This window comes from Micromonospora sp. NPDC003816 (assembly GCF_042874705.1).
GTDB lineage: Bacteria > Actinomycetota > Actinomycetes > Mycobacteriales > Micromonosporaceae > Micromonospora.
Map to the genome: position 1 here is coordinate 126,808 of NZ_JBIANP010000004.1, position 13,426 is coordinate 140,233.

General features: G+C 72.6%; 17 protein-coding genes. 12 read left to right on the forward strand and 5 right to left on the reverse strand.

The window, feature by feature from the left end:
- Window positions 1–29: 29 nt before the first annotated feature.
- A complete protein-coding gene (locus ACFYTT_RS16215) occupies window positions 30–557 on the forward strand; it encodes a winged helix-turn-helix domain-containing protein (protein WP_387259965.1) in 528 nt (175 codons plus the stop codon).
- Between the two features lie 12 nt (window positions 558–569).
- Window positions 570–1,430 (forward strand): hypothetical protein, encoded by an 861-nt coding sequence (locus ACFYTT_RS16220; protein WP_387259967.1) that lies wholly within the window; start codon window positions 570–572, stop codon window positions 1,428–1,430.
- A 4-nt stretch (window positions 1,431–1,434) separates the two neighbouring features.
- On the opposite strand, the gene ACFYTT_RS16225 is transcribed toward ACFYTT_RS16220, so the two are convergent.
- The 3 genes from ACFYTT_RS16225 to ACFYTT_RS16235 form a co-directional block, all read right to left on the reverse strand.
- Window positions 1,435–3,492: a glycogen debranching N-terminal domain-containing protein gene (locus ACFYTT_RS16225; protein WP_131051513.1), complete on the reverse strand. Its 2,058-nt coding sequence runs from the start codon at window positions 3,490–3,492 to the stop codon at window positions 1,435–1,437.
- On the reverse strand, window positions 3,489–3,869 hold the full coding sequence (locus ACFYTT_RS16230) for an SCP2 sterol-binding domain-containing protein (protein WP_131051514.1): 381 nt from the start codon (window positions 3,867–3,869) through the stop codon (window positions 3,489–3,491). Before ACFYTT_RS16230 ends, ACFYTT_RS16225 begins: the two co-directional genes overlap by 4 nt.
- Window positions 3,870–3,930: 61 nt before the next feature.
- A complete protein-coding gene (locus ACFYTT_RS16235) occupies window positions 3,931–4,305 on the reverse strand; it encodes a DsrE family protein (protein WP_131051515.1) in 375 nt (124 codons plus the stop codon).
- Between the two features lie 12 nt (window positions 4,306–4,317).
- On the opposite strand from ACFYTT_RS16235, the gene mtfM reads away from it, so the two are divergent.
- Both mtfM and ACFYTT_RS16245 read left to right on the forward strand, forming a co-directional pair.
- Window positions 4,318–4,422: a small membrane protein MtfM gene (mtfM, locus tag ACFYTT_RS16240; RefSeq protein ID WP_387259971.1), complete on the forward strand. Its 105-nt coding sequence runs from the start codon at window positions 4,318–4,320 to the stop codon at window positions 4,420–4,422.
- Between the two features lie 55 nt (window positions 4,423–4,477).
- Complete coding sequence (locus ACFYTT_RS16245) at window positions 4,478–5,077, forward strand: FABP family protein (protein ID WP_131051516.1); 600 nt, start codon at window positions 4,478–4,480, stop codon at window positions 5,075–5,077.
- Between the two features lie 54 nt (window positions 5,078–5,131).
- Here ACFYTT_RS16245 and ACFYTT_RS16250 read toward each other — a convergent pair whose 3' ends face one another.
- A complete protein-coding gene (locus ACFYTT_RS16250) occupies window positions 5,132–5,980 on the reverse strand; it encodes an aminotransferase class IV (protein WP_176095349.1) in 849 nt (282 codons plus the stop codon).
- A gap of 65 nt (window positions 5,981–6,045) precedes the next feature.
- Between ACFYTT_RS16250 and ACFYTT_RS16255 the strand changes: the two genes are divergently transcribed.
- The 4 genes from ACFYTT_RS16255 (at window position 6,046) to ACFYTT_RS16270 (ending at window position 9,610) form a co-directional block, all read left to right on the forward strand.
- On the forward strand, window positions 6,046–6,480 hold the full coding sequence (locus ACFYTT_RS16255) for a Fur family transcriptional regulator (RefSeq protein WP_131051518.1): 435 nt from the start codon (window positions 6,046–6,048) through the stop codon (window positions 6,478–6,480).
- Window positions 6,477–7,589 carry a folate-binding protein YgfZ gene (locus tag ACFYTT_RS16260; protein WP_131051519.1) on the forward strand — a complete coding sequence of 371 codons (1,113 nt, stop codon included), beginning with the start codon at window positions 6,477–6,479 and terminating at the stop codon, window positions 7,587–7,589. Before ACFYTT_RS16255 ends, ACFYTT_RS16260 begins: the two co-directional genes overlap by 4 nt.
- Window positions 7,590–7,728: 139 nt before the next feature.
- Window positions 7,729–8,556 (forward strand): 3-keto-5-aminohexanoate cleavage protein, encoded by an 828-nt coding sequence (locus ACFYTT_RS16265; protein ID WP_131051520.1) that lies wholly within the window; start codon window positions 7,729–7,731, stop codon window positions 8,554–8,556.
- Window positions 8,557–8,629: 73 nt separating this feature from the next.
- Complete coding sequence (locus ACFYTT_RS16270; protein WP_387260443.1) at window positions 8,630–9,610, forward strand: asparaginase; 981 nt, start codon at window positions 8,630–8,632, stop codon at window positions 9,608–9,610.
- 130 nt (window positions 9,611–9,740) lie between these two features.
- Here the strand turns inward: ACFYTT_RS16270 and ACFYTT_RS16275 are convergent, their stop codons facing one another.
- Window positions 9,741–10,544: an alpha/beta fold hydrolase gene (locus ACFYTT_RS16275; protein ID WP_387259976.1), complete on the reverse strand. Its 804-nt coding sequence runs from the start codon at window positions 10,542–10,544 to the stop codon at window positions 9,741–9,743.
- Between the two features lie 146 nt (window positions 10,545–10,690).
- Here ACFYTT_RS16275 and ACFYTT_RS16280 point away from each other — a divergent pair, with 146 nt between their 5' ends.
- From ACFYTT_RS16280 to ACFYTT_RS16295, 4 genes are all read left to right on the forward strand, one after another.
- Window positions 10,691–11,326 carry a helix-turn-helix domain-containing protein gene (locus ACFYTT_RS16280; protein ID WP_387259978.1) on the forward strand — a complete coding sequence of 212 codons (636 nt, stop codon included), beginning with the start codon at window positions 10,691–10,693 and terminating at the stop codon, window positions 11,324–11,326.
- Window positions 11,323–12,084: a hypothetical protein gene (locus tag ACFYTT_RS16285; protein WP_387259981.1), complete on the forward strand. Its 762-nt coding sequence runs from the start codon at window positions 11,323–11,325 to the stop codon at window positions 12,082–12,084. The genes ACFYTT_RS16280 and ACFYTT_RS16285 overlap by 4 nt, the downstream gene beginning before the upstream one ends.
- Before the next feature lie 82 nt (window positions 12,085–12,166).
- On the forward strand, window positions 12,167–12,481 hold the full coding sequence (locus tag ACFYTT_RS16290; protein WP_131051525.1) for a DUF2516 family protein: 315 nt from the start codon (window positions 12,167–12,169) through the stop codon (window positions 12,479–12,481).
- The gene (locus ACFYTT_RS16295; protein ID WP_387259984.1) at window positions 12,478–13,365 is read left to right on the forward strand and encodes an alpha/beta fold hydrolase; all 888 of its coding nucleotides are present in this window, start codon (window positions 12,478–12,480) and stop codon (window positions 13,363–13,365) included. Before ACFYTT_RS16290 ends, ACFYTT_RS16295 begins: the two co-directional genes overlap by 4 nt.
- Window positions 13,366–13,426 lie beyond the last annotated feature (61 nt).

Genomic DNA, 13,426 nt, shown 5'->3' on the forward strand with positions numbered 1-13,426 from the left:
GTCAGCACGGTGCTCTCGGGGGAGGCAACGTGTCCGTTGAGGAGATACCGATCCTGGTCTGCGTCAGCTCCGACGCCTCGGTGCGACAACGGGTCATGCAGCGGTTGGACGGCGTGGGACCGGTGGTGATCTGTAGTGACCTCGCGCAGTTGCGCGCGATTTTCCCGGCTCCGCTGGCCGAGCCCGCCGCGCTGCCCGACGAGTCGAACGGCCGACCGACGAACTGGGGCGACCTCGTGGTGGACCGGGCCGGGCACCTGGTCACCTGGCGGGGCGTGCCGTTGGGTCTGACGCGTACCGAGCGGGAGCTGCTGGCCCGGCTGATGAGCCCGCCGCTCGCGCTCTGGAGCTACGAGCGGCTCTTCGCCTCCGTCTGGGGCGGCGCGTACCTCGGTGACACGGCGATCCTGCACTCGGCGGTGAAGCGGTTGCGGCGCAAGCTGCGGGCGTTGCCCGGCGGCCCGCAGGTGCAGACGGTCCGTGGGGTGGGCTACCGGCTGAGCACGCCGCCGGAGGGCGCCGACGGGCGCCCCGGCGAGGCGGTACACCACGCGTGACACCATGACCCGGTGAGCGGTGCTGTCCAGACGGGGTATTTCCCGCCCGCAAGTCCCCGGCCGCCGGCCCCCGGCCCCCGGTGGCCGCGCTGGCTGATCGTGGCGACCGTGGCCTGGGCGGTGCTGCTCGCCGGTCTCACCTGGCGCTCCGCCCGGAACGATCCGCCGACCGTCCGCGAGCAGCGCACGCTCGCCGAGGCCGGCCCGGTGGTGGACGCCGCCATCGGCGAGCTGGTGGCGGCGAGCTGGGGTGCGGTGCCCGCGCTCGTCGGTCCCGAGGTGGACCGGGGCTGCCGGATCACCCCCTTCGCGGAGGGCGCGGAGCTGATCCGCGCCGTCGACCTGGCGGTGCCGGTGGGTGAGGAACGGGCCGCGCTACAGGAGATCTCCGACCGGCTGCCCACGGCGTGGCGGGCCGGTGTCCGGGTCACCTCCGAGGGACCCCGGTTGCGCGCCGACGCGGGCGAGTTCGTCACCGTGCAGGGGCGGGTCGTCGCCGACGGCCGGATCCGGCTGACCGCGGACACCGGGTGCCGGATGATCGGCGACGACTACGCCGCGCCGGGAGCGGACGCCGCCGGAGCCGAGGTGGGTGCCCTGACCGAGGCGCTGCGCACGCTCGGCAGCACGGCGACAGAGCCCGACGAGGTGGTGGCCGCGCCGTGTCCGGGCGGGGGGTCGGCGCGTACCGTCCGGTCCGCTGCGGGCGCGTTGCCCGCGTCGCCGCAGGCCACGCTCGCGCCGCTGGCCGGCGGCACGCCGGTGGTCGACACCGACGAGGTGTACGCCTTCCGGCGCGACGGCGTCGCGGTCCTCGCCGACCTCGGCGCGGACGAGGTGGTGCTCTCCGCCACCACCGGCTGCGCCGGCTGATCTCCTACACCGGCTGACCGTTCCCGTCGTCCCGCCTACGGCTGCGGCCCAGCGCGTCCGCGCGACCCCAGCGCCCGGGGATGTCCAGCAGCTCGACCCGCCCGACCCCCTGCGGCACGTGCGGGTCGACGATCAGGTGCTCGCCCTGCGGTTCGAGCCCGAGCATCACCCGCAGCAACATCAACGGCGTCCCCGCCGACCAGGCCTGCGGGCTGCACGCGGTCGGGTACTGCACCGGGTACTCGGTGAGGTCGCGCTCGTACCCGGCGAACGCCTCCGGCAGTCGGCCGTCGAAGTAGCGCGCCGCCGTCAGGATCGACTCGCAGATCTGCCCGGCCTGCTCGCGGAAGCCGTACTTCCACAGCCCCCAGGCGATGATCGAGTTGTCGAAGGGCCAGACCGTGCCGACGTGGTAGCCGATCGGGTTGTACCGCCCCTGGTCGTCGGCGAGGGTGCGGACACCCCAGCCGGAGAAGAGTCGCGGCCCGACGAGGTGGTCGGCGATCCGTCGGGCCCTCGACTCCTCGACGATGCCGCTCCAGAGCAGGTGCCCGATGTTGGAACTGAGCGCATCCACCGGCGTGCCGTCGGCGTCCAGGGCCAGCGCGTAGTACTCCTTCTCGGGCAACCAGAAGTCCCGGTTGAACCGTTCCTTCAGCTCGGCGGCCTCCCGTTCCAGCCGGTCGGCGTACTCCGGGTCGTTCCAGAACAGCCGGGCCATCCGGGCGCCGCGCAGCTTGGCGTCGTACGCGTAGCCCTGCTGTTCGCAGGTGGCCCGGGGGAAGCTCGGCAGCCGGCCGTCGGAGTAGGAGATCGCGTCCCACGAGTCTTTCCAGCACTGGTTCTCCAGGCCGGTCTTCGGGTTGCGGGTCTGGTACCAGAGGTAACCGGTGCCGAGCAGGTCGCCGTACGTGTCGATCCAGGCCAGTGCGCCCCTCACGGCCAGTTCCAGCCGTTTGACAAGTGCCACGTCGCCGGTCCACCGCTCGTACTCGTCGAGCAGGATCACGAACAGCGGCGTCGAGTCGGCGGCGCCGTAGTAGGGCGAGTGCGGCTGCTCCTCGAAGCCGGCGGTCTCGCCGTAGCGCAGCTCGTGCAGGATCTTGCCGGGCTCCTCGTCGCGGAAGTCGTCCAGCCGGTGCCCCTGGAGACCGGCCAGCATCGTGAGCGTGGGCGGGATCAGTTCCGGCTGGAACGGCAGGACCTGGAGCGAGGTGATGATGCTGTCCCGGCCGAACAGGGTCATGAACCAGGGCAGGCCGGTGGCCAGCAGTCGTACGCCGAGCGCGATCGACTCGTACCGGAGCGCGGCCAGGTCGTCGAGGCTGCGCCGGTACGCCTCGGTCAGCGGTTGGTAGTCGCAGCTCAGCTTCGGTGCCTTGGCGATGAACTCGGCGTGCTCGGCCTGGATGACGGCGGTCGTCCGGCTACCGGAGAAGGGGAGTTGGCTGCGGACGTCCTCGCCCCGGGCGCCGTAGATCGTGGTGGTGACGGCGAGCCGGGTGGTCCACTCGCCGTGCGGCCCGATCTCGATCGCGAAGGTCATCCCGGTCAGGTCGACCTCCGCCGGTGCGCTGCTGCTGATCACCGTCTCCCGGTGGAACGCCTCCCGGCGGTAGTCCAGGCGCAGCGCGTTCTCGCCGGGGGTGGCGGTGTGCTCGCCGCGCTTGCGCTGGGTGTCCTTGATCTCGAAGAGGTCCGCGAAGTCGGCACCCATCTCGATCCGGACGGTGAACATCATCGACTGCCCGGAGTGGTTGAGCACGGTCAGCTCCTCCTCGAAGCTGCCGCTGATGGCCCGGCTGCGGATCACCGAGACCTTGGCGTCCAGGAAGTGGGTGGGCTCGCCCGGCACCAGGAAGTAGCGGGTCCGGTGCGACTCCGAGTCGTCGAGCGACAGTGCGTGCAGCCGTTCGCCGTCGAGCAGCAGCAGCCAGGTGGAGAGGAACCGGGTGTCGAAGGAGAAAAGGCCGGTGGGGAAGTCGAGGGCCGGCTCGATGTCGCCGCGCCGGTCGCTGACCAGGAAGGTGTTGCCGTCCAGGATGCTGACGAGTTCTTTCACCGGGTCCGCCTGACGTGCTCGCGGGCCACCTCGCGCGGGTCCCGGGTGCCGGGGGGCGGGGGGAAGAAGCGCCGGAAGGCGAGGAACAGGACCACGTCCCCGGTGTACGTGCTCTCGTTGCGGAACACCGCGGAGATGCTCTGCGACTGGCCGGTGACCAGCCGGTCGAACAGGTGCACGCCGCAGTACCAGACGGCGTCGGCGGCCTCCGGACCCTGACTCACCTCCGCCGCGCCCGGTCGCATCCGGACCAGCCAGTGTTCGGTGTGGTGGCCGTCGGAGAGGTCGATCCGGAGCGTGCCCGCCACGGGGGCGCGGAGTACCTCCGGGGCCCGGGCCGGCAGCGCCGCGAAGAACTGCTCGGTCGCCTCGGTCACACCCGAATCGTAGGCATTAGTCCGAGTTGTCGGGCCAGTTCCGGCGCGCAGGCCGGCGATGTCAGTACACGAGCGCCTGTGCACCCTCGGCCATCGTCTCCTCCACGAAGACGGCGGCACCGGCGATCCGTACGCCGGGGATCACGTCACCCGTGCCGATGTCCCGGCGGGCGGCGCACTGGGTGCAGGCGGTCACCGTGCCGGTGGAGAGGATCACGTGCAGCAGCTCGGCCAGGGGCGCCGAGTGCGGCAGCTCGAAGTTCTGTGCGTGACCGGGCAACGCGAACCAGGTCGACTCACCGGTGAGCCAGAGCGAGACGGGTACCCCGGCTGCCGCCGCAGTGGCGGCGACGGTGAACGCCTGGGCGCAACGCTCCGGCGAGTCGGCGCCGGCGGTGGCCTTGACGACGAGAGTGCGGGCCATACCGCCCAGCATAGGATGAGCCGGATGGTCACCGAGATCGGGTTCGTCAGCCTGCTGGTCGCCGGCCTGGGCGCGCTCGCCGGTGGCCTGGTCTACATGGCGGTACTCATAGCGAGAGGTAGACAGTGAGCGCGAGGAGTGAGCCGGGTTTGCGAGCCCCGCAGTCGCGAACGAAAGAGGCACAGTGAGCGCGTCGGACGACAATCCGCTGGCACCGCCGCCGTGGCTGAACGCGCCGCCGGTCGAGCCGTACCCCTTCGAGGAGAGCCACGACCTGCGGGTCGGGCCGAAGCTGCACCCGAGCCTGGACGGGCTGCTGCCGTACGTCGGTGTCTGGCGGGGACGCGGCCGGGGCGGTTTCCCCACCATCGAGGACTTCGACTTCGCCCAGGAGATCCGGATCAGCCACGACGGCCGACCGTTCCTGCACTACGAGTCGCGGGCGTGGATCCTCGACGAGCAGAGCCAGCCGGTGCGCCCGGCCGGGCGTGAGGTCGGCTGGTGGCGTCCGGTGCTCGACGGTGACCGGGTCACCGACGAGCTGGAGGCGCTGCTCACCGTCCCCACCGGGGTGATGGAGCTGCACGTCGGGCGGCGCAAGGGTACGCAGATCGAGTTCGTCACCGACGCCGTGGTGCGGACCTCCACCGCCAAGGAGGTGACGGCCGGGCACCGGCTCTTCGGCATCGTCGAGGGGGCGCTGCTCTACGCGCAGGACATGGCGGCGGTCGGTCAGCCGCTCACGCCGCACCTGTCGGCACGCCTGATCCGGGTGGCCGGCTGAGCCGTCCGGCATCCGGCGGTCGGCCGTCGGGTGGTCGGCTTGCGGCGATAGCCGTCAGGGCAGCGGGAACCCGAGCAGTTCCTGCACCGCCCCGGTACGCGTACCGGCCGGCAGCGGCGTGCCGTCGAGACTGCGGACCGCCACCGCGCCGCGTACGGACGAGGTGAGCCAGACGCCGTCGGCGGTGCGCAGACCGGCCGGCGTGACCATCCGTTCGTCGGCCGTGCAGCCCAGCTCGGCGGCGTGCGCCAGCAGCCACGCGACGGTGGTGCCGGGCAGGATGCCGGTCCGGCGGGCCGGCACCGTGCAGAGGACGTCCCCGTCCAGCCAGACCACGTTGGCGGTCGGCCCCTCCAGCACGTACCCGTCGGAGGAGACCCAGAGCACGTCGTCGACGCCGGTCCGGGCCGCCCAACGGCGGGCGGCGGTGCTCGCCCGGTACGAGGTCGACTTGAGGCCGGCGGGGAGCCAGTCGAGCTCGGGGCGGGCCTGCGCGGGGACGCCCAGCGGGAGGGTGGCCACCCGTACCCCGTCCCGGCGGGCCTGCCGCGCCGTCGCCGGCACCTCGGCGAGGGTGGCGTACACGGTGGGTCCTCCGCCGCCCTCGGGGCCGCGGGTGCAGACCAGCCGGAGCGCGCCCTCGACCTCGGTCGGCCAGCCGGCGGCGACGTCGTCCAGCAGCGCGACCAGCTCGGCGTCGGGAGGCAGGGGCAGCTCGACGGAGGCCGCGCCGGCCCGCATCCGGGCCAGGTGCTCCTGCCGTAGCCACGGCCGACCGCCGCGCAGATGCATGGTCTCGAACAGTCCGTCGCCGTGCAGGACCCCGAGATCGTCGCCGCGCAGCAGCGGCTCGCCGGGCGGTCGCAGGCCCTGTCCCAGTACGCCGATCCGCGACGCCACCATGCGGCCGAGCCTAGTGCCGACGCCCGCACCCGCAGGTACGCGTACCGCCGAACTATGATCGGAGGGTGTCCGAATCCTCCCTGGCGGAACTGCTCCGCGCCCGTGGGCTGCGGCTGACGGCGCAGCGGCAGCTGATCCTGCAAGCGGTGCTGGACCTGGGGCACGCCACCCCGGAGCAGGTGCACACGGCGGTCCGCGAGGTCGCCGCCGGTGTCAACATCACCACCATCTATCGCACGCTGGAGCTGCTGGAGCGGCTCGGCCTGGTCACCCACACCCATCTGTCGCACGGTTCGCCGACCTACCACGCCGCCGGGGAGGACCAGCACGTCCACCTGGTCTGCCGGGAGTGCGGCGCGATCGACGAGATGGAACCCGAGCTGTTGCGCCCGCTGGCCGACCAGTTGGCGACCGAGCGGGGCTTCCGGGTCGACATCGGCCACGTCTCCTTCTTCGGCGTGTGCGAGCGGTGCGGAGACGGGGACGGGGACCAGAAATGATCGACATCGCGGGTGCGGTGGCCGTGGAGAGCATCGACGAGGCCAGCCGGGACCAGCCGGAGCCGGCGCACGCGGCAGCCGGCGTACGGTCGGTGGCCGCGCACTACGGCGACCCGATGCGTGAGCAGCGGCTGCTCGACACCGAGGTCGGCCTGGTGGACCGCTCGCACCGGGGCGTCGTCGCGGTGCCGGGCGCGGAGCGGATCTCCTGGCTGCACACCCTCACCACCCAGCACCTGGCGCAGCTCGGCCCCTGGCAGGGCACCGAGTTGCTGGTGCTCTCCCCGCACGGGCACGTCGAGCAGCACGCCATGGTGACCGAGGACGGCGACACCACCTGGCTGGACACCGAGCCCGGCGCCACCGGGAGCCTGCTGGGTTACCTGGAGAAGATGCGCTTCTTCAGCCGGGTCGAGCCCCGCGACGCCACCGCCGAGTACGCGCTGCTGTCACTGGTCGGGCCGAAGACACCCGACGCGGTGGCCCTGCTGGACGTGCCGCCGCTCGCCGAGCCCGAGGTGCTCGACGTACCGGGTGCCAAGTTCCGCGCCGGTGAACTGCCCGCCCGCCCGAGCGCCCGGTACGACGTCACGCCGCTGCCCGGCGGCGGATGGGCCCGTCGGGTGCCGCTCGGGGTGGACCTGCTGGTGCCCCGGGCCTCGATGGAGCAGGTGGTGAACCGGCTGCGCGACGGCGGTGTGCGGCCCGCCGGCCTGTGGGCGTACGAGGCGGTGCGGGTCGCCGCCCACCGGGCCCGGGTCGGCGTCGACACCGATCACCGGACCATCCCCGCCGAGGTGGACCTGATCGCCCCCGCCGTACACCTGGACAAGGGCTGCTACCGGGGGCAGGAGACGGTCGCCCGGGTGCACAACATGGGGCGCCCGCCGCGTCGGCTGGTCCTGCTGCACCTCGACGGGGTGATGACCGACCAGCTCCCGGCCGCCGGTACCCCGATCACGCTGGGCGACCGGACGGTCGGCTTCGTCGGCACCGCCGTGCATCACCACGAGCAGGGCCAGATCGCGCTGGCCGTGGTGAAGCGCTCGGTCGCCGACGACGCCACGCTCCGGGTCGGCGAGAGCACCGCCGCCATCGACCCGGAGTAAGGAAGGGCACCTTATTAACGCCTGCGGTATAGCAGGGGTCCCCTGCTAACACCTGCTCCCGGCTCCCAGCCGCTCCCCGCCAGCGCTGACGGCACCTGCCTGCGCCGGAGGTCGGGCCGGGGGTTCTAGGATCGCCGGCATGACGACAGCGACGTTGATCACGGTTGCCCCCACCGGCGCGGAGTCGGCCAAGACGGAGGTGCCGGCGCTGCCGGTGACCCTGGACGAGCTGCTGCTCACCGCCAAGGAGTGCGAGGCACTGGGCGCCTCCGTGATCCACGTCCACATCCGCGACGGCCAGGCGCGCCCGACGCTGGACCCGGGACGGCTACGGGAGACCGTGGCGGCGCTGCGGGAGAGCACCGACCTGATCGTGCAGCTCTCCACTGGTGGGGCGGTCACCGACCCGGAGTCCGACCGGCTGGCCGTGCTGGAGGCGGGACCGGACATGGCCTCGTGCACCATGGGCACGGTCAACTTCGGCGACGACGTGTTCCTCAACCGCTGGGAGTTCATCGTCGACCTGCACACCCGGATGCAGGAGCGGGGCGTCGTGCCCGAGTACGAGATCTTCGACCTCGGCCACCTGACCGCGTTGCAGCGGCTGCTCGGCCGGTACGGGCTGCCGCACGGCGGTCATGTGCACGTCGACTTCGTGATGGGGGTGCCGGGCGGGATGCCGGGCACCACGGCGACCCTGGTGGCGGCGCAGCAGATGCTGCGGGACCTGCCCGAGGGGACCACGTTCTCGGCGACCGGCGTCGGCCGTACCAGCATTCCGGTGCTGCTCGCCAGTCTGTCGGCCGGTGGTCACCTACGGGTCGGCATGGAGGACACCGTCACGTACGCCAAGGGGCGGCCGGTGGAGTCCAACATGCAGCTCGTCGCCCGCGCGGTCGGGTTCGCCCAGCTCGCGCAGCGTCCGCCGATGACCACCGCCGAGGCGCGCGAGATGCTCGGTATGTAAGGGGGAGACTCCCCACCGTTGCTGTACACCCGGAGGTGGCGTACCTGCTCACCCCGGTGTCGGCCCTGCCTGCATCGTGGGTAGCGTCCACGTTGTGGGAGAGACGTACGAGGGCGGCGTGGCCCTCGCCGAGGTGGTCCGGTCCGGGTTCGTGGAGGGCGTACACCGGGGGTCGGTGGTGGTGCTCGACGCCGATGGCGCGGTGGTCGCCGCCGCAGGTGACGTGACCTCGCCGATCTTCCCGCGTTCCGCCAGCAAACCGATGCAGACGGTCGGGATGATCGGCGCCGGGTTGCCGCTGACCGAGTCGGCCGACCTGGCTCTGGTGTCGGCCAGCCACGCGGGGGAGGAGTTCCACCTGGCCCGGGTGGCCGGGCTGCTCGCCACCGTCGGTCTGGACGAGGACGCGCTGCACTGCCCGCCGGACCTGCCGGTCGGTGAGCAGGCCCGCGAGGCGGTGCTGCGGGCCGGCGGCGGTCCCACCCGGCTCCAGATGAACTGTTCCGGCAAGCACGCCGGGATGGTGCTGACCTGCCGGGCCGCCGGATGGCCGGTGGACGGGTACTGGCGTCCGGAGCACCCGCTCCAGCAGCGGGTACGCGACGCGGTCGAGGAGTCGACCGGTGAACGGGCCGTGGCGGTCGGGGTGGACGGCTGCGGCGCACCGGTGCTGTCGGCGTCGCTGACCGGGCTGGCCGGGGCGTACCTGCGGCTGGTGACGGCGGAGGAGGGCACGGCGTCGCGTACGGTGGCCGACGCCGTGCGCGGGCACCCGGAGATCGTCGGCGGTACGGAGGCCGACGACACCCGGCTGATGCGGGGCGTACCGGGGCTGCTGGCGAAGGTGGGCGCGGAGGGCGTGATCGCGACGGCGCTGCCCCGGGTCGGTGCTGTTGCCCTGAAGATCGACGACGGCGCTGGTCGTCCTCGGATGCCGGTGCTGGTCTCCGCGCTGCGTCGGCTCGGTGTCGACGCGCCGGTGCTGACGGAGTTCGCCGAGGTGCCGCTCTTCGGTGGTGGCCTGCCGGTCGGTGCCGTCCGTCCGCTCTGGTGACGCCCGCTCCTCGGCAACGGCCGTCGACCGCTGCCGGGTGGATGTGGGGTGGATGTGTGGGGTGGATGTTAGGAGGGGACCCGTGCTCTACCGCAGGCGTTAGCAGGGGACCCTTCCTTACACCAAACCCTTACGGCGAAGGCAGGAAGTCGAGCAGGGCGGCGTTGACCGGGGTCGGCCGCTCCAGGGGCAGCAGGTGGGCGGCGTCCGGGACGTCGGGCAGCCGGACCGCGTGTGGGGCCTCCGCCGCGATGCGGTCGGCCAGATGCCGGATGTCGGGTACGTCCGCCGCGCCCGCCATGACCAGTACGGGCATGGTCAGCTCGCCGAGTCGCCCGGTGGCCGGCGGATCCAGTTCGGCGATGTCCACCGCGCTGAGCGCCAGTTCGGCCGCGAGTGCGCGTTCGTCCATGGCGGTGGCGAACGCCAGCAGGTGCGGGTCGACGTCCGACGGGTCCCGTTCCGGGCCCACCACCCAGAACCGCACCTCACCGGCGGCGGTGGCGGCGAAGTCCTCCGGGTCCACCTCGCCGACCAGGTTCTCCCACAGGTCGTTCGTCTGCTCGGACCACTCGTGGCCGGAGACGGCGGTGCCGAGCAGGGCGAGTGCGCCGACCCGTGCCGGGTATGCCAGTGCGGTGTCGATCGCCACCGCGCCGCCGAACGAGCAGCCGACCAGGGCGGCCCGGGGCAGGTCGAGCGCGTCGAGCAGGCCGGCCACGTCGTGGTGGTGGGCGAAGGCGGTGCCCGGCAACTCGGACTCGCCGTAGCCACGCAGGTCGACGGCGATCACCCGGTGCCGGACGGCGAGCGCGTCGAGTTGCGCGTGCCACATCCGGCGGTCCGCGATGCCGGCGTGCAGCAGGACGACCGGTGATCCGGAGCCCGTCTCGTCGTACGCCAACCGTGCGCCATTCACTTCGATCTTGGTCACGGCGAGACGGTACGACCGGCCGCGCGTGGGCGCAAACCTGCACGCGGCGGGACGGTGCGACCGGCGGTCACCTGCCCGTTGAGACCTTGCTAACTCAGGCTAGCGTTTTGCTTGCAGCAGCTAGCAGGGCCGGTTAGCGTGGGGTCATGGCCACTTCCAAGGACCTTCCCGACGTCGGCGGGTTCATACGTGACCTGCGGCGGAACGCGAAGATCTCGCTGCGGCAGCTCGCCGAGCAGGCCGGGGTCAGCAACCCCTACCTGAGCCAGATAGAGCGGGGTCTGCGCCGCCCGAGCGCCGAGGTGCTCCAGCAGCTCGCGAGCGCCCTGCGGGTCTCCACCCCGGCGATGTACCTGCGCGCCGGGCTCCTCGACGACAAGGAGGGCCAGGGCGTACTGGCGGCCATCGCGGTCGACCAGGACCTGACCATGGCCCAGAAGCAGTCCCTGACCCAGATCTACGAGACGTTCCGCCGGGAGAACGCCCGGCTCGCCGATGCCAGCGCCGAGGCGGACGCCGCACGGGAGGGCACCGCCGACACCGACGTGTCCACCGGGCCGAACGCCGCGAACGACGGTCCCGACCTCACCTCGCCCGATCTGGCGAACCTGGCCGCCACCGGCCCTACCACCGCCGAGGGCTCGCCGACCGAGGCCGTCCTCGAATCGGTCGCCGTGACGGAGGCCGGTCAGGCCCCCGCGCCGACCCGCACCCCAGCCAAGAAGACCGCCCGCACGGTCGTCAGCGAGGCCGCCGACGCGGCTCAGGAGGAGACGTCATGACCCAGCCGAAGACCGACCGCATTCCCGCCCCGCTCTACGCCGCCGCCGGTGCCGGCGACCTCGCCCTGAAGCAGTTGCGCCGACTGCCGACGGTGGTCGGCGAGCTGCGTGACCGGGTTGCCACCGACGGTGGCCGGGTCGTGAGCGACCTCGGCGGCAAGGCTGTCGTCGCCGGGTTCGAGCTGCGGCAGAAGGCCAACGACGCGCTGCGCAACGCCAACCAGACCGCCGAGTCGCTGCGGCAGAAGGCCACTCCGGTCGCCGACCTCCACCGGCTGCGCGAGGTCGCCGACCCGGCGAAGCTGCGCGAGGCCGCCGACGTGCAGAAGCTGCGTGAGGCCACCGACCTCGACCGGCTGCGGGAGCTGGCGACCCGCAACGCCGCCGTGGTCGTCGCCGGTGCCCACGCCGCCCAGGAGCGGGCGCTGGCCGCGTACGGCGCGCTGGTCGCGCACGGTGAGCGGGTCGTCGGTGCGGGCGTGGTGGAGGCCGCCGAGACGGTGAACGCCGACATCGACGCCACCGAGGCCACGGTGGAGCCCACCGCGATCACGCCGGACGCCGCGCCGGTGACGCGGCGCAAGAAAGCCGAGGTGCCCAGCCCGGCCGAGGTCGCCGAGATCGTGGAGGCCAAGCCGGCCGTCGCCAATAAGGCCACCCGGGCCAAGGCGGGCACCGGACAGCCGGCCGCCAAGCGGACCACGCCGTCGGCGAAGCTGCCCCGGGCCACGAAGCGGACCCGCCCCGCCGCCGAGTGACGACGACAGACGCATAGACCACCGCGACCCCGGTCACCGTCCTGTCGGACGGAACCGGGGTCGCCAGCATAAGCTTGCCGTCATGGCCAACGCCGCGCCGATCTTCGTCTTCGACGTCCGCTACGTAATCGAATTGATCCTGTTCGTGTTCGCACTGGTCGTGCAGGGGGTGGCACTCGTGCACTCCGTCACCCAGCGCTCCGACGCCTTCCCCGCCATCGGCACCCTGCCGAAGGGCGGGTGGATCGCGATCCTGGCGGTCACCACCCTGCTGACCCTGCTGACCCGCAGCACGCTGAGCATCTTCGGGCTGATCGGTGTCGCCGCCGCCCTCATCTACCTGCTCGACGTGCGCGTCGGCCTGCGTGAACTGGGCAACGGTAGAGGATCCTGGTGAGGGCCTTCCGCTGGCCACCACCACCGGACGGCGGACCACGCACCTGCGGGCCGGGGCCCGGCGCACCGCGTACCGGTCGCCCGCCGCTGCCGGACCCGGAGACCGAACTGCTCGACACCCCGCACGGCGTACGCCTGGAGCGGCTGGTCACCGGCGTCGGTGACCCGGTGACCGTGTTCGCGCACGGGTTCGGCAGCGGCATCGCCACCACCCGCCCGTTCGGCAGCGGGGTGAATGGGCGCAAGGTCTTCTTCCAGTTCCGTGGCCACGGTCGCTCGGACGCGCCGGACGGCCCGTGGAGCTATCTCGACCTCGCCCGTGACCTGCGCGCCGTCGCCGATCTCAGCGCGGCGACCCGCGCCCTCGGGGTCAGTCTCGGCGCGGGCGCGCTGTGCCGCCTGCTGGTGGAGAGCCCGGACCGCTTCGACCGGTTGGTCTTCTTCCTGCCCGCCGCGCTGGACCGGCCCCGTGGGCCGATGGCCCACGCCCGGCTGACCGAGCTGCTCGCGGCGGTGGAGGTCGGGGACGCCTCGGCGGTGGCCGAGGTGGTCTCGGCCGAGATGCCGCCGGCCGTCCGCAACACTCCGGCCGGCTGGGCGTACCTGCGGCAGCGGCTGGACCACCTGCTCCGCGACGGACTCGCCGCCGGACTGGCCGACCTGCCGGGGCAGGTGCCGGTGCCGGACGCCACGGCGCTGGCGGCGGTGACCACACCGGCCCTGGTGATCGCCGCCGAGGGCGACGACCTGCACCCGGTGGAGGTGGCCGAGGAAATCGCCGCCGTGCTGCCGAATGCCACCCTGCACCGGTACGCCCGCCCCGGCGTGCTGTGGACGGACCGCGCCGATCTGCGCGGACGGATCTCCGAGTTCCTGAACGGGTGACCTGGGGCCCGAAGGCCCCACGTGGCGTCGATGGCACAGATCGGCCAGGTTCGGGTGGTCA